The 19,061-nt window shown below is 59.5% G+C and carries 28 protein-coding genes; 22 read left to right on the forward strand and 6 right to left on the reverse strand.

Features of this window, described 5'->3' with window-relative positions; genetic code table 11:
* Positions 1–428 precede the first annotated feature (428 nt).
* From D1Y85_RS21540 to D1Y85_RS21555, 4 genes are all read left to right on the forward strand, one after another.
* Positions 429–710 carry an ECs_2282 family putative zinc-binding protein gene (locus D1Y85_RS21540; RefSeq protein WP_124153102.1) on the forward strand — a complete coding sequence of 94 codons (282 nt, stop codon included), beginning with the start codon at positions 429–431 and terminating at the stop codon, positions 708–710.
* On the forward strand, positions 707–1,180 hold the full coding sequence (locus D1Y85_RS21545) for a hypothetical protein (RefSeq protein WP_124153103.1): 474 nt from the start codon (positions 707–709) through the stop codon (positions 1,178–1,180). Before D1Y85_RS21540 ends, D1Y85_RS21545 begins: the two co-directional genes overlap by 4 nt.
* A 205-nt stretch (positions 1,181–1,385) precedes the next feature.
* Positions 1,386–2,024 (forward strand): hypothetical protein, encoded by a 639-nt coding sequence (locus D1Y85_RS21550; protein ID WP_124153104.1) that lies wholly within the window; start codon positions 1,386–1,388, stop codon positions 2,022–2,024.
* Between the two features lie 88 nt (positions 2,025–2,112).
* On the forward strand, positions 2,113–2,823 hold the full coding sequence (locus D1Y85_RS21555; protein ID WP_124153105.1) for a hypothetical protein: 711 nt from the start codon (positions 2,113–2,115) through the stop codon (positions 2,821–2,823).
* Positions 2,824–2,841: 18 nt separating this feature from the next.
* On the opposite strand, the gene D1Y85_RS21560 is transcribed toward D1Y85_RS21555, so the two are convergent.
* From D1Y85_RS21560 to D1Y85_RS21580, 6 genes are all read right to left on the reverse strand, one after another.
* A complete protein-coding gene (locus D1Y85_RS21560; protein ID WP_185219064.1) occupies positions 2,842–4,344 on the reverse strand; it encodes a hypothetical protein in 1,503 nt (500 codons plus the stop codon).
* A 47-nt stretch (positions 4,345–4,391) separates the two neighbouring features.
* A complete protein-coding gene (locus D1Y85_RS21565) occupies positions 4,392–4,853 on the reverse strand; it encodes a hypothetical protein (RefSeq protein ID WP_124153107.1) in 462 nt (153 codons plus the stop codon).
* Complete coding sequence (locus D1Y85_RS27160; protein WP_185219065.1) at positions 4,850–5,008, reverse strand: hypothetical protein; 159 nt, start codon at positions 5,006–5,008, stop codon at positions 4,850–4,852. Before D1Y85_RS27160 ends, D1Y85_RS21565 begins: the two co-directional genes overlap by 4 nt.
* Before the next feature lie 79 nt (positions 5,009–5,087).
* Complete coding sequence (locus D1Y85_RS21570; protein ID WP_124153108.1) at positions 5,088–5,270, reverse strand: hypothetical protein; 183 nt, start codon at positions 5,268–5,270, stop codon at positions 5,088–5,090.
* Positions 5,271–5,326: 56 nt separating this feature from the next.
* Positions 5,327–5,584 (reverse strand): hypothetical protein, encoded by a 258-nt coding sequence (locus tag D1Y85_RS21575; RefSeq protein ID WP_124153109.1) that lies wholly within the window; start codon positions 5,582–5,584, stop codon positions 5,327–5,329.
* A gap of 70 nt (positions 5,585–5,654) precedes the next feature.
* Positions 5,655–6,095, reverse strand: a complete 441-nt coding sequence (locus tag D1Y85_RS21580) for a hypothetical protein (RefSeq protein ID WP_124153110.1) — start codon at positions 6,093–6,095, stop codon at positions 5,655–5,657.
* Positions 6,096–6,457: 362 nt separating this feature from the next.
* On the opposite strand from D1Y85_RS21580, the gene D1Y85_RS21585 reads away from it, so the two are divergent.
* The 18 genes from D1Y85_RS21585 to D1Y85_RS21670 all read left to right on the forward strand — a co-directional run bounded on the left by D1Y85_RS21585 (position 6,458) and on the right by D1Y85_RS21670 (position 19,061).
* Positions 6,458–7,138: a hypothetical protein gene (locus D1Y85_RS21585; protein WP_124153111.1), complete on the forward strand. Its 681-nt coding sequence runs from the start codon at positions 6,458–6,460 to the stop codon at positions 7,136–7,138.
* A complete protein-coding gene (locus tag D1Y85_RS21590; RefSeq protein ID WP_124153112.1) occupies positions 7,135–7,440 on the forward strand; it encodes a hypothetical protein in 306 nt (101 codons plus the stop codon). Before D1Y85_RS21585 ends, D1Y85_RS21590 begins: the two co-directional genes overlap by 4 nt.
* Before the next feature lie 1,042 nt (positions 7,441–8,482).
* Positions 8,483–9,835 (forward strand): DUF3560 domain-containing protein, encoded by a 1,353-nt coding sequence (locus D1Y85_RS21595; RefSeq protein WP_124153113.1) that lies wholly within the window; start codon positions 8,483–8,485, stop codon positions 9,833–9,835.
* Between the two features lie 120 nt (positions 9,836–9,955).
* The gene (locus D1Y85_RS27710) at positions 9,956–10,531 is read left to right on the forward strand and encodes a methyltransferase (RefSeq protein ID WP_185219066.1); all 576 of its coding nucleotides are present in this window, start codon (positions 9,956–9,958) and stop codon (positions 10,529–10,531) included.
* A complete protein-coding gene (locus tag D1Y85_RS21605; RefSeq protein ID WP_124153115.1) occupies positions 10,524–10,979 on the forward strand; it encodes a hypothetical protein in 456 nt (151 codons plus the stop codon). The genes D1Y85_RS27710 and D1Y85_RS21605 overlap by 8 nt, the downstream gene beginning before the upstream one ends.
* On the forward strand, positions 10,976–11,326 hold the full coding sequence (locus D1Y85_RS21610; protein WP_124153116.1) for a hypothetical protein: 351 nt from the start codon (positions 10,976–10,978) through the stop codon (positions 11,324–11,326). Before D1Y85_RS21605 ends, D1Y85_RS21610 begins: the two co-directional genes overlap by 4 nt.
* Positions 11,326–11,634 carry a hypothetical protein gene (locus D1Y85_RS21615; RefSeq protein WP_124153117.1) on the forward strand — a complete coding sequence of 103 codons (309 nt, stop codon included), beginning with the start codon at positions 11,326–11,328 and terminating at the stop codon, positions 11,632–11,634. Before D1Y85_RS21610 ends, D1Y85_RS21615 begins: the two co-directional genes overlap by 1 nt.
* 35 nt (positions 11,635–11,669) lie before the next feature.
* Entirely contained in the window at positions 11,670–11,858 is a 189-nt protein-coding gene (locus tag D1Y85_RS21620) for a hypothetical protein (protein ID WP_124153118.1), read from the forward strand.
* Positions 11,851–12,099: a hypothetical protein gene (locus D1Y85_RS21625; protein WP_124153119.1), complete on the forward strand. Its 249-nt coding sequence runs from the start codon at positions 11,851–11,853 to the stop codon at positions 12,097–12,099. The genes D1Y85_RS21620 and D1Y85_RS21625 overlap by 8 nt, the downstream gene beginning before the upstream one ends.
* A gap of 22 nt (positions 12,100–12,121) precedes the next feature.
* The gene (locus D1Y85_RS21630; protein WP_221410328.1) at positions 12,122–12,373 is read left to right on the forward strand and encodes a hypothetical protein; all 252 of its coding nucleotides are present in this window, start codon (positions 12,122–12,124) and stop codon (positions 12,371–12,373) included.
* 54 nt (positions 12,374–12,427) lie between these two features.
* Positions 12,428–12,721, forward strand: a complete 294-nt coding sequence (locus D1Y85_RS21635; protein WP_124153121.1) for a hypothetical protein — start codon at positions 12,428–12,430, stop codon at positions 12,719–12,721.
* Positions 12,712–12,915, forward strand: a complete 204-nt coding sequence (locus D1Y85_RS21640; RefSeq protein WP_124153122.1) for a hypothetical protein — start codon at positions 12,712–12,714, stop codon at positions 12,913–12,915. Before D1Y85_RS21635 ends, D1Y85_RS21640 begins: the two co-directional genes overlap by 10 nt.
* Positions 12,899–13,345, forward strand: a complete 447-nt coding sequence (locus tag D1Y85_RS21645) for a hypothetical protein (protein ID WP_124153123.1) — start codon at positions 12,899–12,901, stop codon at positions 13,343–13,345. Before D1Y85_RS21640 ends, D1Y85_RS21645 begins: the two co-directional genes overlap by 17 nt.
* Positions 13,345–13,530 (forward strand): hypothetical protein, encoded by a 186-nt coding sequence (locus tag D1Y85_RS21650; RefSeq protein ID WP_124153124.1) that lies wholly within the window; start codon positions 13,345–13,347, stop codon positions 13,528–13,530. The genes D1Y85_RS21645 and D1Y85_RS21650 overlap by 1 nt, the downstream gene beginning before the upstream one ends.
* Before the next feature lie 19 nt (positions 13,531–13,549).
* Entirely contained in the window at positions 13,550–14,215 is a 666-nt protein-coding gene (locus tag D1Y85_RS21655) for a hypothetical protein (RefSeq protein WP_124153125.1), read from the forward strand.
* Positions 14,216–14,692: 477 nt separating this feature from the next.
* Entirely contained in the window at positions 14,693–15,970 is a 1,278-nt protein-coding gene (locus D1Y85_RS21660) for a TolC family outer membrane protein (protein ID WP_185219067.1), read from the forward strand.
* The gene (locus D1Y85_RS21665) at positions 15,967–17,688 is read left to right on the forward strand and encodes a type I secretion system permease/ATPase (RefSeq protein WP_124153127.1); all 1,722 of its coding nucleotides are present in this window, start codon (positions 15,967–15,969) and stop codon (positions 17,686–17,688) included. The genes D1Y85_RS21660 and D1Y85_RS21665 overlap by 4 nt, the downstream gene beginning before the upstream one ends.
* Positions 17,685–19,061, forward strand: coding sequence for an HlyD family type I secretion periplasmic adaptor subunit (locus D1Y85_RS21670; RefSeq protein ID WP_246025004.1), 1,377 nt, complete (start codon positions 17,685–17,687; stop codon positions 19,059–19,061). The genes D1Y85_RS21665 and D1Y85_RS21670 overlap by 4 nt, the downstream gene beginning before the upstream one ends.

Here is a 19,061-nt window from a genome sequence, read left to right on the forward strand (position 1 = left end):
CGGCGTCTCGACATTCATGTTGCGTTGCTTTCCCTGGCTGCTGCCGTCATCTGCTCGCGCTTCGTTGATGACTTGTGTTAGCGACTCTTAATCCAATTTGTCGGTTACTATTGATCATCAGCATCATTTGCAAGAACCTCCGCCGTATGATCACAACTAGGGTGATGGATACATAAATGACAGATAACAGTCCGAAGAGCCTGTGGTCAAGGATTTTTGGCCGAAATTTGCTTGTGGCTCTCGTAGAAAACTTCTTCACCGATAAGAATAATGCGGCTCACGGTACGGGAAAAATACGAGTACACGAACGGCCTGTTGGGCATTGTATTTGTCGTGATAGGTTATTACTTCGGCTCAAAGCGAGAATCGGATACCGATACTGACGAATGACTTGTCTGGATGCCGCGAACTCAAAGGAAACTCTGAAAATGGACTCTTCAAAGTACAACCGCCAAATTTCCATGATATGTCCGACCTGTGGAGGGACGGATTTTTCTGTCCCAAGTGAGTCCGATGACCCTTCAGTACCCGTCACGTGCCGTAAATGTAGCCGCGTAATGTTACGTGACGAGCTCATCGAGCTCAATTCTGAAAACATTGAAGCTCACCAGAAAGAAATCGTTGAACAAGTCAAAAAAGACATTACGAAGGGGATCAACGACGCAATTCGTAACGCATTCAAAGGCAACAAGAACATCAAATTCAAATGACCGTCTCGATTGATATAAGTGGTGTCGTGGCCGCTCTTGCACTCTTGCTTTCTGGATATGCGACCTTTAAAACTATTCAGTTCAATCGCAAGCAGGAAGAACTTATCAAAGGTCAGGCTGACTTGACTGCCCTTCTGATTGAGAAGGAAAGAACAGATGCCGTAGTCGACAGACGCGCGGAGTTGGGTGCAACGTTTGTCAAGCAGGGAACGCGTGACACTTATCTGCGTATCTTTAACCAAGGGCGTGCACCAGCGCGCAACGTACGGATCGACTTTCCGTCGGGGAATGATCTGGTGCTGGAATCGGACGTTGAAAGCAAATTTCCGCTTGTAGAACTCGACCGATTTCAGTCCGTTCAATTAATCGCGGTGGTTCATTTGCAGAGTCCCCGCAAGCAGATCGTCCGGCTACGATGGGATGACGACTACGCCACCGATAACGAAAAAACATTGCATCCGACACTTTGATGTGTTCAGGTCGCGGGAGCGCTCACGTTATACGACCCGCCGCCTGTGAACCCGCACCCGCGACGATGCGTTCACGTCCTCGGCGGTGGCAAGTCACTTGTTACAAGACCAGTATTCCCATAGCTAACGTGACCAAAATGATTAGCTTCACCCGCCATGGCAGCGAACAGTCAATCTCGAATATCCAGGACTCGCAAGGTAAGCAATGGGAAAGAATAGCCGCCTCAAAAAAGAACGCAGAAATGCTACGGCCAACCTTTACACGGCACAGCAGAAACTGTTTGCTGCCAATGGTTTGTTCCGCGAGCTGACGACCCCACCTGAACTCAGCAATTCTGTCCTCTCCTTCTGCCATTCGTTGAGCGATCAGACTCCGTTTTATATCGCGTGCGAACCTGAAGCGTGGAGCCGTCTCGGTTGCTGTGATGCGAACGTGGAAGAGTACATCCGTCAAACTGGATGTGGAAAAAGCGCTTTTGGTTTCCGTGTATGGGTAAATGGCCCCAACTATATGGAGGCGGAAAGTCACGCCATCTGGCGAAATGGCGATGCCTATCGTGACGTGTCCTTTTCCAATGAGGGCGAAAGTCGCATCCTGTTTTTGCCGGTCAGCAGTTCATTCATCGGAAAATTCGATGACGTGCCAAAAAAAGTGCGGAAAGCATATGGCAAAGAAAACATTGAGTTGTTGAGAGTCTATGAAGCTTACGAAGCACGCTACGTGATCCCGAATCGCCAGCAGATGTCTCGTGCCGAGGCGTGGGATCACATGCTCACGTATGAACGATGGAAAAAGGGGGAACGCTATACACCGATAGTCAAGCAGGCACTACGGTCCTCGTGACACCGCGAGGCTATCGACTGCCCCACAATCGGAACATTCATGTCCTCGTTTGCACACGCGATCCACTACAAAAAAGAAAATCCGTCTAATGCAGAAAGAAGAAACCACAGCCCTCGCCAGGCTTATTCCAGAATGGGTATGGAAGACGGGCATGGCCGTCGCTGGTGCGGCACTGATCGCAATTGACTACTTTCTTGGATACGCATATAGCTCAAGCTGGCGTGACTTTTTCCATGTAAGTATCACTACCTATCCGCTTGCACGGGAGGAATACCTCATCTATGGCGCGTTAGCGTTCCTTCAGGAGGGGGTGGCACTGCTCAACTGGTCCGTACAGCACAAGTGGCCGCTCGTAGGCGTTTTCCTGTACTTTGCTTTCTGGATGGCCATCTGGTCAATAGCGGAGCGCTTCAAGCCACAAGTCCAGAAATGGGACGAATCGAGAAGCAAGGAATTCCGGCATCCACATATTGCAAGGTTCATCGCTAGGACGTTACTGGTGGCGGGCGGCATGGTGCTCTTTCTCGCCGGTATTCCAATGATCAGCGCTGTGTTCGCGTTACCGGGTGGTCTTGGTGAGCACGCTGGCAAGCTGGCTGCGCAGCAAACTGCCGACACCTTCGGACGAGGTTGCACGAAGGCCGAACTTCCGTGCGTTGTTCTGAAGAAGGAGGGAAAGGAGATCGGCAAGGGATTCAGGATCGCGCAGTCGAAGGACCGCATTGCCCTGTACGCGAATGGAGTGACTACAGACTATCCGCTTGACGGAGTGACGTGGAGTACGGTAGATCATCTGTGACTGACGATAGGTGCTGGGCTAGACCACCCGCCGTTTATGTACCTGCACCCTCGACGGCGCGTTCGCGTCCTCGTCTGCCGCCAGATGCGCGACATGCAGCGCCAGATACTGGAACGCCTCGACCACGTGCGAGGTCGGTCCCTTGACCGGCTCGTTGGCGTACTCCTGGCCCGCCGTCGCCACCACGCGCAGCCGCCTGTGCACATAGCTGCGGCCCAGCCCGTCGATGAGCATGGTGCAGGCCGGGTCGATGACGACCCCGTGACGGCGGTTCAGCAGGCGCGCCACGGCGACCTTCCTCAGCGCGAAGCGGTTGGTCGCTGCTGCCACCGCCGCGATCTGGTAGCGCTGCAGGAGCTGCACGGGGGTGAGGCCCGTGCGTGCGTCGCGCGGGTTCGACGGGTCGCACACCGCCAGCAGCGGCAGGCCGGGGTAGCGCTTCGCGATGACGGGCAGCAGCACGTCCTGGATGAACTGTTCGAAGGCCATGTCGGGTGCGTAGCCCTCGTCCATGACGGTGAGCGTGCCCGCCGCCACCTGGCCGAACACCGCGCCGGGGTGCAGGCCCGAGGTGTCGATGCCGACCAGCACGTCCGCGTCGCGCGTGGGGGTGGTGCGCAGCCTGCCCACGTGGGCCACGGCGGAAAACTCGGGATGGACGAGCTTGCCGAGCGCCGTGGGGGTCCAGTGCATCAGGAGATACGAGCGGATTTCCGGCCACGTGAAGGTGGCGAGCTGGTTGGCGTAGTAGTCCTCCGGCAGGTTCGCGAGGTTCTCCGCGTCCGGGTTCAGGCGGAAGCGCGGCGGTGCCCCGTCCGTTTCCACGGTTTCCTCGTTCTCACATACCACGGCGGCGGGCTGCAGGAACAGCGCCAGTTCCGGCTCGAAGGCGCGGCCATCGGGCAGTTCGATGACCGGAAACGGCTCGCGCTCCACGAACCTTTTATAGAGCCAGTGGCTGGTGTCGGGCAGGTTAAAGTCCATCACGACACCGGCCTCGGCGCAGGCGACGCCATGCTTCATCGCGGGATAGCGCCCGACACGCTGCACGGCGATGCGCAAAATCGCCTCGGAGAGTTCGGTGGCCTCGTGCAGCCAGAACGCCGACACTTCCAGCGACCTCATGTCCTCGATGTCCTTTTCATTTTCCAGCGCAATGAACAGCACCTCGAAGCGCACGCGCGTGCCGTCCGGCAGCGGAAACCGGAACAGTCCCTCCATCGGCGCGGTGAGCTTCACATCCCCGAGCGCCGCAGGCATCCAGTCCTGCACGGTTTTAAGCGTGGTCGTTTTCAGCTTCGGGTAGGTGGCGCGCGCAATGCCGAGCCGCCAGCGCCGCACGCCGTCGCGACCGGGCGGCTGGCGCATCGCGCGCAGCAGGCCCGCATCCATGAACGCGCCGACCGACTTGCCGCCACCGGGGGGACCGGCCACGGCCTTGATGAACGCCGCCGAATTATGGACGTTCAATAGCGTGGGGACCGGCGCGTAGGTGAAACCCGATTCAATCATGACGGCCATTCCACGCCAGCACCGGTTCTGGCTCGTCACACTTCCTGTTACAAGAGTCAATCATCCTTTACTACCTGCACGGCGGGCACCACATGCGAGAGTCCCCGGATGCCGCCCGCGAGGTTAAACACCACCTGCACGCCGCCGCCCGCGTCGCCTTTCTTCATCACCGCAGGATCGAGCTGTGCGTAACGCGCGAGCGATTCGAAGATGCGGTGACGGAGCTGCGCGTCGGTGCGTTCGTCTTTCGCCAGCGCGTAGATGTCGGGCAGCAGGTCTTCCGCCAGCGCCCGCGAGCGGAACACGAACCCGGCCTGCGCGCCATGCTCGCGCAGTTGCGCCTGCGCGTCGCGCAGCGCCGCCACGAACGCAGGCGTCGCCAGCAGCGCCGCGAACTGCGAGAGGGTGAGGCCATAGGTCGAGCGGATATCCGCAAGCGGCGCGGCGTGCAGCACAAGGTCGAACGCCAGCGCGCCCCATGCGGACTTGTCGAAACCGGGCGTGGTGACGGCATTCATGACAGGCCCCGCAGCTCGCGCAGGAAGTGCACGACCGCCGCGCGCACGAGCTGCTGCACCGGGCGGTGGGTGGCGCGCGAGACCGCGCGCAGCTCGTCCAGCAGTTCCTGCGGCAGGTACTGCCGGTAGCTCGGGTTACGGTAACGGCCTGCCATCAGCTAACTCCCGGCGAGCAAAACTCCACAGGCCACGCGCACTGGGCACGGTACGACGGGTTGCGGCAGCAGCTATCCATCACTGCATCCCCTGCAACCGGTGCACCACGCCATCCACGCCCGCGAAACCGGCGAGGCGGCACAGGCACTCGATATGGCCGAAGGGCACCACGGCGTTGCCTTCGCCGTCGTGGCTCATGTCCGCGACCACATCGAACACGAGTTCGCGCAACTGCTGCCAGGCGAGTTCGGTGTCGTTCATCTCACACCTCCCGTGCCGTCCGCCGCGCTGTCCCGGCGAGTCCGGTGCCGTCCATTTCATAACTCCAACGCGTCCTGACCGATGAGTCGCCCCCGGATCATCCGGTGATGGGCACACGCCAGCAGTTCGCTCGCGGCAGGCGCGCTCAGGTTCCCGAAGCCGGACACCGGCATGCCGGGGGCGTCGGGCATGACCACCACGCCCGTCACATTTTCCAGCTCGCCGCGCTCGATGCGCCCGGCGAGCTGCCGCAGCATGCCAGTGATGTCCGATACCAGCACCTCGTGCAGCGGCACGACCTTTAACGTTGGCATTACGTTCTCCGAAATAGAGAAACATGTATGGGTCATACCTGCGCGCCGTTTCAGAGTCAACAGGAATTCACTACCGGGTCAGTGTGTTCCAGGCAAACATCGCACCTGCTGAAAGCGCCGCCGCGACACCGCTCTTGAGGGCATCCGTTGTACCACTGCGCACGGCATCGCGCAGATAGTCACCGAGCGGCTTGTCGGGACTAACTGACTTCGGCATTGCCTTGAGAACGTCGAGTCCCCTGGTGGTCAGCACGACATCCGAGAAGACACCGCAGTTCCCTTCACTTTTGTAGTCGAGATAGCCTGACTCCCTAAGCCATCGAAGCGTCGCGCAAAAGAATTCAAGTTCGGCCGATACCGCTGCGTTGATTTTTCCATCCAGTTGAAACACTTTCTCCGCGTCAATGCCGTAGCTTTCTGCGGAGAGAAAAGTGCGGACAGGAAAGCGCCCATAAAGGTCGGCAAAGAGTCTGGCCGTCAGCAGGTCAAATTTTTCAATGTTTTGAGGCATGTTTCTGATTCAGGGTTAGGTGTTAGTGCGTCGGAAAGGTACGTCAATTGGAATATCAATTATATGGGGCATACGGCGGAAAATGGCCGAAGTTGCGCGTACCGCCCCATATCTCGTGCAGCGCCCCCACCGGCCCCGGCTGGTCCAATTGGGGGGCGGCAAGCGGCCGGAAAATCATGGTGTGTGATTTCCTGAAAAGGTCTTGACAGACGGACGATTCGTCAGGAAAACAGAATCACGCCGCAACGAATCAGCGGCGCGGCAAGGCAGCAAACGGACACGGCTTGACAAGTCACTTGTCGATCCGGTTAAACGAATCCACGCCGCACGGTGCGGCGCAATCACGATAAGGAATACGAATCATGGCAACCAAGAAGAACGCAAAGCCTGCACAAATCGCGACCGAACAAAAGCCGCAAGTGCAGAACGTCGCGACGGTCGAGGCGCAAAGCGCGAAGCCTGCAGCGAACGAAAGCGGCAAGCCCAAAGCACCGGTTACCAATGTGGCGATACGCGAAGCGTTCAACGTGGATATCGAAGCGTTCCGCAAGGCGTTTGCGGATTCGGCGCGCGCCGACACGAACGCAGACAGCAAGGCGGCTGTTTGTGCGGACCTGTTTGTCACCATCAAGACCTGGGATGAACTGAAAGCCGCGCGCCGCCATGCGATCTATGGATACATCATCGGCCGTGCGGGCAAGCGTTCAGCGGATGAGTATGACGGCATGAAAAAGGGCAGCGATCACCCGCTGTATACGGTCGCCGCCAATGCGGTAAAGCGCGCGATGGATCGCGCCATCAAACAGGGCTGGCAAGCGCCAGAAGCGCCGAACGCAGGGACAGGCGGTGCACCGAAAAAGAATGAAAAGACACCGGGCAGGAATTCGGACCTGCTGGTGGCACTTAATAAACTCATTGCGACCGATGAGGAATTTACGACCGCGCTGTCGTACATTGTCGCGAACCCTGGAATTTTCAAAGCCTGGGCAAGGTCGAGTCAGGAGGCAGCCGTGCGCAATGTCACACTGAAACTTGCCGCGTGACACTCTCACAAACAAAAACACCCCGCTTGTGCGGGGTGTTTTTGTTTGTGTGTGTGCTGAATATATGTGATTTAATACATATATCCGGCAGTATGTGCCGCATGTTGACAGCGCAAAGACTAACCATTTTGGCTGTTTTGAACGTGCTGTTTGCATTTTTGGGTCAAAATGGCAGCATGTTTGAAAATGGCATGGCGATTTTTGCGCCGGTATTCACTCAGGAAAAATTTTCCCTGAGTGAATTTTTTCTATGCGGCACAAATAACAATAATAATAATTTAATAATAGTTAAATTAATTTAAATTGGTAAAATGGCGTTATCCAAACAGGAGCTTTCTCTGCGATGCTGTCAAAGTTCGCAAACGGTCGTTCGTTTTTGGTGTGCTGTGGGTGTGTGAATTACTAGCGGGGTAGTTCCTGTCTGGCAAACCCGCCGTTTTGATCGCTAATGGCGCTCTTTGCTGCTAACTCATTGATTGATTGCAATATATTTTATTGGGGCGGAATTAAATTTTTGTCCCGTGATATGTAATTTCCGCTTTGCCTTCTAAAAAGGCGCGTCGCCGCGAGGCACGACAGGCGCGACGCCACGAAGCACGACGCACAACGAATCAAAACCCTATCATCAAGTTTTTTTGACCGGTTTTTTGCCGGGTTTTATCCGGTTGCTGCATAAAAATCATGGGGTGTGATTCTCCGTCAGCGTCGCGCCGGTTATCCCGCGTTCAAAAATCCCCGTGGAGCCGCGCCATGGCAGCCAGAAACCGCCCGCGGGCGGGTGTGCGTATCCCAATATTGCACTGGCTCGGTGAAGCCATTAAACGGGCTGTATTTCGTTGCGGGTGCATTTTTATTAAACCAGTTCGGAAACGGCTAATCCGTTTCATCCAGAAACTATTGCGCGCCTTGTCCTGTCCGGTATCGGCGCACGTCCGAATGGATTTTTATTAGGCCGGTGCGGACATGGCTAATCCGTTTTATCGTGTCGTTATTGCGTGCCTTGTGCTATCGGGTATCGGCGCGCTTCTGAATGGGTAATCCGTCTTGTCGATATCGCGATCCGGTTTTTTGGAGGTTCGGGCTTGCTTGATTAATTGATTTATATGACCCATACTGGATTCACCGTGCGGAAAATCCCGTCTGTGCGGTCATTCACTTCGCTGTAATTCGGCCTGCGCGCAATAAGCCACGCGTGCTGTGTGACACCCGTGTCACGCAGGCCGCTTTTCTCCGCTGTAGTCAGTAGTTCTAAATTTCAATCCACAAAAATCATACCCTGTAATTTTGCGACCGGCGCAGGCCGGGAGCAGTGGCGTGATTTTCATTTCATCCCAAGGAAAACGTATGAACACGATGAGTGCAACCTATTCGCCCGACGACAACAAGCTGCGCCTGTATCCGCTGCACCGGCTCGACAGCGAAACCTATGCCCGCGTGAAGGCGGCGGGCTTTGCCTGGGCACCGAAGCAGGGACTGTTTGTCGCCTCCATGTGGACGCCGCAGCGCGAGGACCTGCTGCTGGAGTTGTGCGGCGGGATTGGCGACGAGGACACGACGCTGGCTGAACGTGCCGAAGCGCGCGCCGGGCGTTTCGACGGCTACAGCGAGCGGCGTGGCAAGGAAGCCGTGGCTGCGCACGACGCGGTGCAGCGCATCACTGAACATATTCCGCTCGGCCAGCCGATCCTGGTCGGCCACCACAGCGAGAAGCGCGCAAGGAAGGATGCCGAGCGCATCGAGAACGGCATGCGCCGCGCCGTGAAGCTGTGGGAAACCTCGGAATACTGGGAGCGGCGCGCGAAGGGTGCGCTGCGGCATGCGCAGTATCGCGAGCGTGCCGATGTGCGCCACCGCCGTATCAAAAAGATCGAGAGCGAGCGCCGCAGGATGCAGCGCGCGGTGGACGAGGCGCAGAAGTTCCTGGGCGCCTGGCGCGCGCAGGGACTCACCATGGAACGCGCGCTGCAGCTTGCCAACCGCGTGCACATCTACCGCAGGTTTCCGCTTGCCGACTGGCCGCGCAATCCGCCCGCCAGCCAGTACGAGGGCGACATGGGAATCGGGTCGGCGCTTGAGGGTGGTGTCATCAGTGCGGAGCAGGCGCGCGATATCTGCGTGCGTTCGCATGAACGTACCACCGCCTGGGCGCAGCGCTGGATCGCCCACTACGACAACCGGCTGCTGTACGAGCGCGCCATGCTGGGCGAGCAGGGCGGCATTGCCTCCGACCGTTTCAGCATCGAGGTGGGCGGCGAAGTGCTGGTGCGTCGCGGCGAGTGGGTCAGGGTCGTGCGCGTCAACCGCAAGGACGGCGTGATCGTGAGCGTGACGTGCGCGCGCCGCTTTGTCCCTGTGGTGGGTATCGAAGAGATACAGGACTACCGCGCGCCGAGTGCCGAAGAAGCCGCGAAGGCGCAGGCCGCGATGAAACTGCCGCCCATGTGCAACTACCCCGGCGAGGGCATCGGCCAGCTCACGAAGGCGCAATGGGATGCGCTTTACAGGGACTACAAGGGTTCCGTGCGGATCGCGTCGAACGACGAACATGGCGCGCACCGTCTGCGTTCGACGCTGGGCTGCTATGCCTTTCCCGACGAGCAGGACTGGAACAAACGGCACCGTTATGTCGCCGTGTTCCTCACCGACGCGAAGCGCATCGACCCGCCCGCCGTGCCGGTGGCATTGAAGGCAGCGTAACCGCCAGCCCGTCGCCGGGAAATCACAGGGTGTGATTTTCTGGCAGGGAGGTTTCAGGTGACTTGCGAACAAGGAGAAAAAGCCATGGATCGTGCAGCCATGAGACAGCAGTTCGATGCGATGCGCCAGCAGTTGCGTACCGGTATTGCGGTCGTCAGCGCCCCGCAGCTATTCGCCACCGCCGTGCCGCTCGCGGTGCGCGCGGTGAAGTGCGTTGCGCCCAGGCCGGGTGAGCGGGCGCTGGAGCCAAGCGCCGGGACCGGCCGGATATTGCGGGCGCTGGCGTGCGCGCAGCCCGACACCCGGCGCGTGGCCGTCGAAATCAACGTCCGCCTGTGCGAGGCGCTGGCGACAGTGGACCCGCATGCCGGAATCATCTGCGCCGACTTTCTGCAGTGGCAACCGTCAGAGCCGTTCGACTGCATCGTCATGAATCCGCCGTTCGGGCGCGGCGTGGACATCGCCCATATCCGCCATGCGCTCGCGATGCTCAGGCGCGGTGGCCGCATGGCGGCGATCTGCGCGGCAGGTCCGCGCCAGTACCGCGAGCTGGTGCCGCTGGTGGAGGCATACGGCGGCGGCTGGGAGAAGTTGCCGGATGGCACGTTCAGCGAGGCGGGCACGAACGTGAACACGTTGCTGCTGACGTTCGGCTGTAAATCACAGGGTGTGATTTCTGGAGAACAGGATGAATGAGAAGCAAGCAATAACCAGACCGCCGTTTGAACTGTCGCTGACTGCAGCGAAGGAAGCGTTCGCCCGCGAGCCGTATCACTTCCAGTACCTCGCCCATTACGGCAGGCGGGCGTTCGGTGTGTGGCTGCGGGTGTGGTGGGACCGGCGCTTTGATGAAGTGTTCAACCGCTTCACCCGCCCGCACGGCCAGCGCCTCACCGAAGCCGACCTGCGCCAGCTCGTGCGCCTGTGGATCACCATCCGCGCCGCGAACCACTTTCATCTGTATGGCCACATGGAAACCCGTCCGTTCAGTGTGACGGGCGAGGACGTGGTGCGTTTCGTGGCGATGCTGGAGCGTGACCACGACTGTGTGCCGATTGTCGAGGGCATCCTGACGGCGGACTACTGGAACCTGTTCGCCGCGCAGCGTGTAGGTCCGGCCATGCGCCGGGTGGAGGGCAAGTGATGATCTTCGATAGCAACCGCACCATCGGTGCCGATGAAATCCGCGAGTTGGTCAGGAGCCTGTGTGACCAGTTGCGTGAGTGTCCCGACGACACGGCTATCGCAGGTGATCTGCAGCAGGTGGTCGGGCTGCTGGACGAGGCACAGAACTGCGCGGGCAATGCCACGGGCTTTGTGCTGGTGGCCGATCACTATTTCGAGCGCTATGCGCAGGAGGTTGCGGCGGACCTGGGACAAACCGAAGGCTGGCCGTATGACTGCATCGACTGGACCAGGGCCATCGCCGCAATGCAGATGGACTACCGGCAGCTTGAGTTCGACGGCATGACTTACTGGGTGAGGGCGTGATGGACCCGATGAAATTCATGCAGACCTACGAGGTCGTGACCGACGAAAGCGCGGAACAGGGCGAAGCCGACGAACTGGGTTTCGATCTAGAGAACGAGCCGTTCGGATTCCGCGAGCTGGTGCGTTACCTGCGCGACAACTACTGCGGCGCCGAGCCGAGCGAAAGCCGTGGCGTGCCGCGCTGGATCACGGCCTATGGCGAGCGCAACTTCCGCTCGGGCGAGTTCCGCAACATCTCGCTGCATCCAGCCAATGACCGTGCGCGCCGCTGGTGGCCGCGAGCGCTGCGCGCAGCGGGCCTGTTGTGACAGATCCCTATCATCAATCGTTGAACGCAAAAATCATGGAAAACATCAAGGATGAACCGAAGACCTGCATCGTCATTGGCAATCCGCTCGACGGACTGCAGATCATTGGCCCGTTCGATGACGACGACGATGCGCGTTGCTATGCCGAACAGAAACTGTCTGGCGAATGGTGGATCACGGAAATGCTGGAGCCGGAACCGGCGAAGGAGCAGCACGATGGCTGAATCGAAAGTGGAAGTTGCGCTGCTGCCGGTCAGCGCGCTGCGGCTGCTGAAGGCATACGGCAATTCCGAGTATCCGTGCTACCTGACGCTGGTTCCGGTCGAAGCGGAAACCCGCTGCGTGCTGCAGCTCGTGCAGGACAACAGCAACGAGCACCTGCGGCTCACGCTGCTGGCGGACGGCACGTGGACATTTACCGCCGAGGCGGCGGTGGCGGGTGAAACGAAAAATCACAGGGTGTGATTTTTCGAACGGAGAAAACACCATGATCGGGTTTGATGATAACCGTGCGATGCAGGAAGGCTGGAGCATTTTCGATTGCGAAGGCAGTGCAAATGGTCCGTGGCAATTGCAGCGTATTGACGAAGACGAGAAGTTCATGTCAGACGGGGCAGCGTGGGAGTTCGTCGTGCAGCAGGCTCACGTGGGCAGTGTGTATCACGCTTCTGTGCTGAATTGCCTTTATGACCAAAACCGGATCGAGTTCGATTCAATATTTCGCTGGATCATCAGGTAAGGGGACGGGACGATGAACACGGAACAGTTTGCAAACGCTTTTAAGGACTCCTTTATGCAGCCGCAGGTGTATCGCGGCGGCTACTTCGAGATTGACACGACCTGCGGGCGGGAAACCGTACCGGTGGATGTGTGCGGGCGGCTCGCGAATACCGGTGTGTCGTTTTTCGCGAACTACCTCGAAGGCACGCCGCTCGACGGGGATGCGGTGATCGAGTGTTACGACGGCTGGCTCGCGCGCATGTCGGCACCGGGCTACCTGGACTGCACGGACTGGACCCATCACGGGACGCAGGACGAGGCGATGGAGTATCTGGTGGACATGTATGGAGAGGAATCATGCAACTGACGAAAGAGGAATGGCTTGAACTGACGCGGCGCGAGCATGCCGATGCCATTGCCGAAGGTGTGCTCGCCGTGGACGATGACGCCGAAGTGCGCACGGTCGAGCTGCTGGACCTGCCCGGTGCGGCGGCGGAATGGGTGCAGGTGTGGGTACGGGTGCAGACCACGCAGGGAGAACGTCATGAACCTGCACGATGAAATCCTTCGCGGCATGGCGCGTGCCTTCTTCGCCAGTGCGTATGCCGACCAGTACGACGAGGCGGACAAGCCCGGTTTCCGCATGTCGGGCCGCGACTTCATGGACGTGATTCCCGGTGAGACCGATCCGGCTGCGCTGCACGCGGCACGCACGTTCGCGATGGGCCTGTGCAGCGAGAACCACTGCGTGGCGCTGGACGAGCTGTTCATGCGCTGCAGCGCCACGCACAGCTACGAACCGGTGCGCAGGCGCGGCGACCGCGAACTGACGCCGGACCTGTTTGGCCATTACCTTGCCATGCAGGCGATGGGGCACGGTGTGGGCCTGCGTGATGCGTTTGGTGATGTCGTGTATCAGGCTGTAAAGGTGCCGTATGTGGAGTTCGGTGGGTATTCGCTGGAGCGGGATTACTTCGGGCGAAGCCACTGATGGAAAAGCGATATCACGTGGTGGTGGTCATCGAACGCACAGGCGAGGTGGTGCGGCTCTCTGCGCGACCGATCACGCATGAGGAAGGCTGCACGTGGCTGGGCAAGATCGCGGACTATCCGTGGCGGCGCAAGCAGCTTGAGGAAGTAACGCCGCACGAAAATCATACGGATTTTTCGACCTGAAGAATAAGGAGTACAGATCATGTATGAGGATGAAACATTCAATGTCGGGGCGGGTGGTTACACGTTTCGCGTCAGGGTTGAGGCGGACGATTCAATGGGTGCGCCGTGGGAAGAACACGACGGCCACGGCGAGGTGAGCGGCTGGACCACGCGCGACAAGCGTCCCGGTGAAATCGTGCTGTCGAGTGACCGCTGGTCGAAGCGCTACTACGACGTGCAGGCGTCGATGAAGATTGCGCGCCGCGACGGCTGGGGACTGGGTGACGACGACAGGGCGGCGCTTGTCAAGTCACTTGCCGAGAAGCGGGTTGTGCGCAAGGCGACGTACCACGTCGAGAACGGCATCCGGCAGGACAAGGTGGAGACGGTGGAGTTGCCGGGGCGTGATCCGGCAAAGCCGCTCACACGTGGCGAAATCACCGCAGAGGCCGTGCGCCGCGACTTCGAATACCTGCGCCGCTGGTGCGCCGACCAGTGGCACTGGGTGGGTCTCGTGGTCGAGTTGCTGGACGGGGAGGGCGAGTCGGTTGGGGGCGTCAGCGATTCGCTGTGGGGCATGGAGTCCGGTCGGGACGACTACCTGCAGGAGACCGCGCAGGGCATGGCCGATGGACTGGCGGCGGGACTGCAGCGCGAGGCGCGCGAGCGTATGTACTGGAATGCCCGCGACGTAGAGACCGTATGAGCAACCGTCACCCGTATCGCCACGCCGTGCGCAGGCACGGTCGTGGCAAGGATCATGAGTGTGACCATGAGAATGTGATGAGTAACTTGTCACTACGCGGCGACAGGAGTGGTTCTTAATCCCCGTTCGAATTGGGAGGGCTGCTTGACAGTATTGGACGACGGATTGGGGTATGCGTTGCGGACGGGCCGATGCGTTAGTTCCTTTGGAATGCGGAGCATCAATCGATAATGTTTAAAGATTGCAAATTAATTCGTGTCGCATCAATTGCACCCTGTTTTTTGCATTTATCCGATTGGCATTGAAATGGGATGCTGGTAATTTCAAATTCTACGAACATTTAATAATGATATGTCTGCTGTGGTAATGCAACCGATACGAGCAAGGAGATTTCACGGCGGATGGCATCGGGGGCGTAGGCTACTGGTTGCATTGACCTTGTCGCAAGGTACTTTGTGCGTACATGCGGAAAGCCTTGTGGGACTCGCTGGTGATGCGCTGGCGCACGATGCCAGCTTCGCAGGCGCAGAAGCTGCGTATCGTGCTGGACTGGAGAAGGAACCGGAAGCGCGTGCGGCTCTGCTTCCGCACCTTGCCCTCAGTCAGTCCAGTTTCAAGAACTCCATTCACGTGCCTGGCGTACCGGCTGCTCCATATTCGACGTTGGGCGCGACAGTCTCGCTTAACCAGTCACTGTTCAAGTGGGACGACTGGGAAGCGTGGCAGGAAAGCAGACTTTCGGTGGCCGATACCGGGTTGGCATTTGCCAGCGCAAGGCAGGACATCCTGCTGAAGGTGGCGCAGGCATATCTGGATGCACTTGCCGCTCACGATGCCTTTGATCTGGCGCAGGAGCATCAGCGCGCAGTCGGCGAACAGCTTGCTCTCGCGAGGCATAGCTTTGCGCTTGGCGCGGCTACGGTGGTCGATGTTGACGAAGCGCAGGCTGCAGTTGATGCGGCGCGTTCGGACCTGGTGCAGGCTCAGGGTACGCTTGCGAGGCGTTATGCCGCCCTGCAAAAGATGGTCGGTCATCCCGTCGACAGGGTTGATCCTGTCGATATGAAAACCGTATTTCCTCTCGTGCAACCCGGCCCGCTTGAGCAGCGGGTGTCGGACGCGCAGACGTCTGGCTATGCCGTGAAACGGCAGCAGATTGCCCTGGAGATCGCGCGTCGTGAGGTCAGCAGGGTGAACGCCGGCTACCTGCCCACGGTGTCATTGATTGGCAGCGTGAGTCACGGCAACTCGGCGTTCATCAGTGGGCAGACGAACTTCTACACGGGCGCGAACCGGGCGACATCGGGAGAAATCGGCGTGCAGATCAGTATTCCCCTGTTCGATGGCTTCTCGACAAGCAGTGCCAAGCGTGAAGCAATCGCGCTGCGAGACAAGGCGGAAGACGATCTTGAGGATGCACGACGCTCGGCGGCACTTGATGCCGAAGATGCGTTCCTGGGTGTGCGGGATGGACTCGCACAGACGCTTGCGCTCCAGACGGCGAAGCAGTCCGCTGAAACGTCGCTCAGGTCCAACCAGAAGGGGTTCCGGGTGGGTGTGCGAATCAACGCGGACGTTCTCAATGCCGAGGACAAGCTGTTCAGTGCCCGACGTGATCTCGACAAGGCGCGCTATGACACGCTCGGCCAGTTTCTCCATCTCAAGGCCAGTGCTGCGCAGCTCGATGAACAGACGCTGGCCACATTGTTCGCGGGCGATGTGGCCAAGCCTGATCCACTGAACGAGAAAAAATGACCCTGTTTCATGCAATCAGGCGGCATCTGTGGCTCGCCGTGCTTTTCGGTATCGCCAGCAACCTCCTCGTGCTCACGCCCACGCTTTATCTGTTGCAGGTCTATGACCGGGTGCTGCCAAGCCGCAGCCTTGAGACGCTAGCGATGCTCATCGTGTTCATGGTCATTGCGCTCGCGATGATGCTGGCCGTCGATGTCGTGCGCGCCCGTCTGCTTGCCGATCTTGGCAGGCAGGTTACGGACCGGCTGGATCAACTGGCGCTGGCGGCAAGGATTGATGGGCAGGCGAGGCGTACGGCACAGCCCGGTCTGGCGACATTGCAGGACGTGTCGTCGCTGCGCCACTTTCTATCCGGCTCGGGGTTGATCGCCCTGCTGGACCTGCCGTGGCTGGTCTTATACCTTGCCATGATGTTTGCATTTCACTGGGTCCTTGGCCTGATTTCAGTGCTCAGTGCGGCGTTGCTGGCAGGACTGACGGTACTGAATGACCGTATGACGCGGCGTCGTGTGCGCCTTTATACGACGCATCAGCGTGAAACCGAACAGTTTCTGGCGCAGATCAGCCGCAACGCCGAGATCGTGGCGGCGCTGGGCATGGAGGCCGCGATGACCGGTGCGTGGTCGGCGCGGCGTCGCATCGACATGGACGCCGAAGCTGCCGTGACCGATACGTCGTCATCGAACCGGAGCATCAGCCGGGTACTGCGTCAGTGGATTCAGGTTGTCATGATGGGAGCCGGGGCGTGGCTGGTGATTAACCAGGCCGCAACCGGCGGGGTCATGCTCGCGACGACGCTCCTGCTCGGCAAGGCCCTTGCGCCGGTCGAGCAGTTGCTGGGAAGCTGGAAACAACTGGTTGAAGTCAGGCAGGCGTGGAGCCGGCTGGACGCGCTCTGGCGGCGCCCGCCCGCTGCCAGCCGGGTTGATTTGCCCACGCCTGCAGGGAGGTTGACGGTCGAGGCGCTGTCGTTCAGCAGCGCCACGCAGGCCGATCCGCGCGGGCGCCTGCTGCTCAGGGGTATCCAGTTTGCGCTCCAGCCAGGACAACTGCTTGTGATCGTCGGCGCAAGTGCGTCCGGCAAATCGACTCTGCTGCGGTTGCTTGCGGGTCTGTGGACCCCTCAGGCCGGTGCCGTCCGTCTGGATGGCGCTAACATCGCGCAGTGGCCGCGTGAGCGGCTTGGGCGCTTTCTTGGCTATGTTCCTCAGGATGTCGAACTGTTTGCTGGCACGGTGGCCGGTAATATCGCACGTAATCCCGATCCCGCAGCGCGGGATGCAGAAGCGATCGTGCGCGCCGCACAGCGCGCGCGTGTTCACGAGCTGATTCTCGGTTTGCCCAACGGCTATGAAACGCAGATCGGCGAGTCTGGCGAAACGCTATCGGGCGGGCAGCGCCAGGCTATCGCCCTTGCACGCGCGCTGTATGGCGATCCACGGCTGGTGCTGCTGGACGAGCCGAATGCGAATCTCGACGCCGACGGGGAGCGGGCGCTGAACGCAGCGCTCGCGCAACTCAAACGGGATGGCGTCACGGTCGTGGTTGTGACGCACAGGCAGGCTGTACTGTCGATTGCCGACCGGGTGATGCTCATGCGCAACGGCGAGATCGAGTGTTTCGGTAGCCGGGAGGAGGTCGAGGCGTGGGTGAAGTCTCGCACGAGACCCGCGAGACCCGAACCGGGCAAGGCTCTGCAGGAGGCAACCGCATCATGAAGATCAGTCAATGCGTGAAAGCGCTGCGAGCGCGACTTCGCGACATGCTCATCGATGCCCCCGCAGGCGGTGAGTTGCTGACGGTGCCGCGCACGATTGTCACAGTGGGTTGCATGGCGCTCGCGGTGGGTACGGGTGCCCTTGGAGTGTGGGCGGCGCTTGCGCCGCTGTCGGGTGCGGTGGTGGCCGAGGGTGTCGTGCGCGACGAAGGCGAGCGCAAGACTGTCCAGCATCAGGAGGGGGGCATCGTCAAGGCGATCCTCGTGAAGGACGGTGATCACGTAAGGGCCGGTCAGGTACTGCTCACACTGGACAACGTGCGTCCCGATGCGGAGGTCATTGCACTGCAGTCACAACTGGACGACGAGCAGGCGAAGGCTGCACGCCTTGAGGCCGAGCGGGACATGAAAGGCACTATCACGTTTCCGCTACAACTGACTCAGCGCGCGTCGGATGCGCGTATTGCGGCGCTGCTGCAACGTGAACGTACGCTATTCGATGCTGAGCGGCTGGCCCTGACAAGTCAATTGTCGCTGTTGCAGGAGCAACTGGCGCAGACGCGACAGGAAATCGCTACCGAAACTGAGCTGGTTCACACCAGTGGACAGAGCCTCGGCATTTCGAAACAGGAATTGCAGGTCAACGAGCAGTTGCGTAGTGAGGGCTATGTTACCGAAACGAAGATGATGGAGCTACGCCGTGCTGCTGCCGACTACCAGTCGCGCCAGCAATCGGATATCGCTGAACTGATCCGCTCGCGGCAGAAGCAGACTGACCTCGATCTGAAAATCACGTCGCTGAAAAACGACTTCGTGAAGACGGCGGATGGCCAACTGAAGGACACCACGGCCCGCATCCAGCAGGTTGCTGAGCAGTTACGTCCTGCGCAGGATGTGGAGGCGCGCACACGCATAGTTGCGCCGGTTGCTGGCGATGTGGTGGGTTTGCGAATTCATACCATCGGGGCGACGATTGGGCCGCGCGATCCGATTCTCGATCTGGTTCCCGACGGGATGCCCCTTGTCGTAGAAGCCAAAATCAAGCCGGACAACATCCGGGAGATTGTGCCGGGCGGTAAGGCAGACGTGCGCCTCACAGCATACAACCCTCGCACTTCTCCTGTGCTGGAGGGCAAGGTGGCGTATCTGTCCGCCGACTCCCTGAACGACCGGGATACGCATCAGCAGTTCTATCTGGCGCGTATAGAGATTCCTTCCGATGTCATCGTACAGGCGAACCGGCTCGCACGTGAACCCATAGTCCTCGGGCCGGGTTTGCGCGCAGAAGTGTTTATCAAGACGCGCGCGCGTACTGCGTTCGACTACCTGTTTGAACCGGTATGGGATGGTATTCAGAAGTCAATGCGCGAGTGA

The sequence above is a fragment of the Paraburkholderia dinghuensis genome (assembly GCF_003837865.1).
GTDB lineage: Bacteria > Pseudomonadota > Gammaproteobacteria > Burkholderiales > Burkholderiaceae > Paraburkholderia > Paraburkholderia dinghuensis.

Bases quoted from the DNA above. Each gene is read 5' to 3' on its own strand.
- D1Y85_RS21585 (WP_124153111.1), top strand. From the start codon at position 6,458: ATGGCAACCAAGAAGAACGCAAAGCCTGCACAAATCGCGACCGAACAA.
- D1Y85_RS21645 (WP_124153123.1), top strand. From the start codon at position 12,899: ATGAACCTGCACGATGAAATCCTTCGCGGCATGGCGCGTGCCTTCTTC.
- D1Y85_RS21625 (WP_124153119.1), top strand. From the start codon at position 11,851: ATGGCTGAATCGAAAGTGGAAGTTGCGCTGCTGCCGGTCAGCGCGCTG.
- D1Y85_RS21635 (WP_124153121.1), top strand. From the start codon at position 12,428: ATGCAGCCGCAGGTGTATCGCGGCGGCTACTTCGAGATTGACACGACC.
- D1Y85_RS21540 (WP_124153102.1), top strand. From the start codon at position 429: ATGGACTCTTCAAAGTACAACCGCCAAATTTCCATGATATGTCCGACC.
- D1Y85_RS21630 (WP_221410328.1), top strand. From the start codon at position 12,122: ATGATCGGGTTTGATGATAACCGTGCGATGCAGGAAGGCTGGAGCATT.
- D1Y85_RS21595 (WP_124153113.1), top strand. From the start codon at position 8,483: ATGAACACGATGAGTGCAACCTATTCGCCCGACGACAACAAGCTGCGC.
- D1Y85_RS27710 (WP_185219066.1), top strand. From the start codon at position 9,956: ATGCGCCAGCAGTTGCGTACCGGTATTGCGGTCGTCAGCGCCCCGCAG.
- D1Y85_RS21655 (WP_124153125.1), top strand. From the start codon at position 13,550: ATGTATGAGGATGAAACATTCAATGTCGGGGCGGGTGGTTACACGTTT.
- D1Y85_RS21670 (WP_246025004.1), top strand. From the start codon at position 17,685: ATGAAGATCAGTCAATGCGTGAAAGCGCTGCGAGCGCGACTTCGCGAC.
- D1Y85_RS21640 (WP_124153122.1), top strand. From the start codon at position 12,712: ATGCAACTGACGAAAGAGGAATGGCTTGAACTGACGCGGCGCGAGCAT.
- D1Y85_RS21565 (WP_124153107.1), bottom strand. From the start codon at position 4,853: ATGAATGCCGTCACCACGCCCGGTTTCGACAAGTCCGCATGGGGCGCG.
- D1Y85_RS21650 (WP_124153124.1), top strand. From the start codon at position 13,345: ATGGAAAAGCGATATCACGTGGTGGTGGTCATCGAACGCACAGGCGAG.
- D1Y85_RS21555 (WP_124153105.1), top strand. From the start codon at position 2,113: ATGCAGAAAGAAGAAACCACAGCCCTCGCCAGGCTTATTCCAGAATGG.
- D1Y85_RS21620 (WP_124153118.1), top strand. From the start codon at position 11,670: ATGGAAAACATCAAGGATGAACCGAAGACCTGCATCGTCATTGGCAAT.
- D1Y85_RS21545 (WP_124153103.1), top strand. From the start codon at position 707: ATGACCGTCTCGATTGATATAAGTGGTGTCGTGGCCGCTCTTGCACTC.
- D1Y85_RS21550 (WP_124153104.1), top strand. From the start codon at position 1,386: ATGGGAAAGAATAGCCGCCTCAAAAAAGAACGCAGAAATGCTACGGCC.
- D1Y85_RS21665 (WP_124153127.1), top strand. From the start codon at position 15,967: ATGACCCTGTTTCATGCAATCAGGCGGCATCTGTGGCTCGCCGTGCTT.
- D1Y85_RS21580 (WP_124153110.1), bottom strand. From the start codon at position 6,095: ATGCCTCAAAACATTGAAAAATTTGACCTGCTGACGGCCAGACTCTTT.
- D1Y85_RS21570 (WP_124153108.1), bottom strand. From the start codon at position 5,270: ATGAACGACACCGAACTCGCCTGGCAGCAGTTGCGCGAACTCGTGTTC.
- D1Y85_RS21605 (WP_124153115.1), top strand. From the start codon at position 10,524: ATGAATGAGAAGCAAGCAATAACCAGACCGCCGTTTGAACTGTCGCTG.
- D1Y85_RS27160 (WP_185219065.1), bottom strand. From the start codon at position 5,008: ATGGCAGGCCGTTACCGTAACCCGAGCTACCGGCAGTACCTGCCGCAG.
- D1Y85_RS21575 (WP_124153109.1), bottom strand. From the start codon at position 5,584: ATGCCAACGTTAAAGGTCGTGCCGCTGCACGAGGTGCTGGTATCGGAC.
- D1Y85_RS21560 (WP_185219064.1), bottom strand. From the start codon at position 4,344: ATGGCCGTCATGATTGAATCGGGTTTCACCTACGCGCCGGTCCCCACG.
- D1Y85_RS21615 (WP_124153117.1), top strand. From the start codon at position 11,326: ATGGACCCGATGAAATTCATGCAGACCTACGAGGTCGTGACCGACGAA.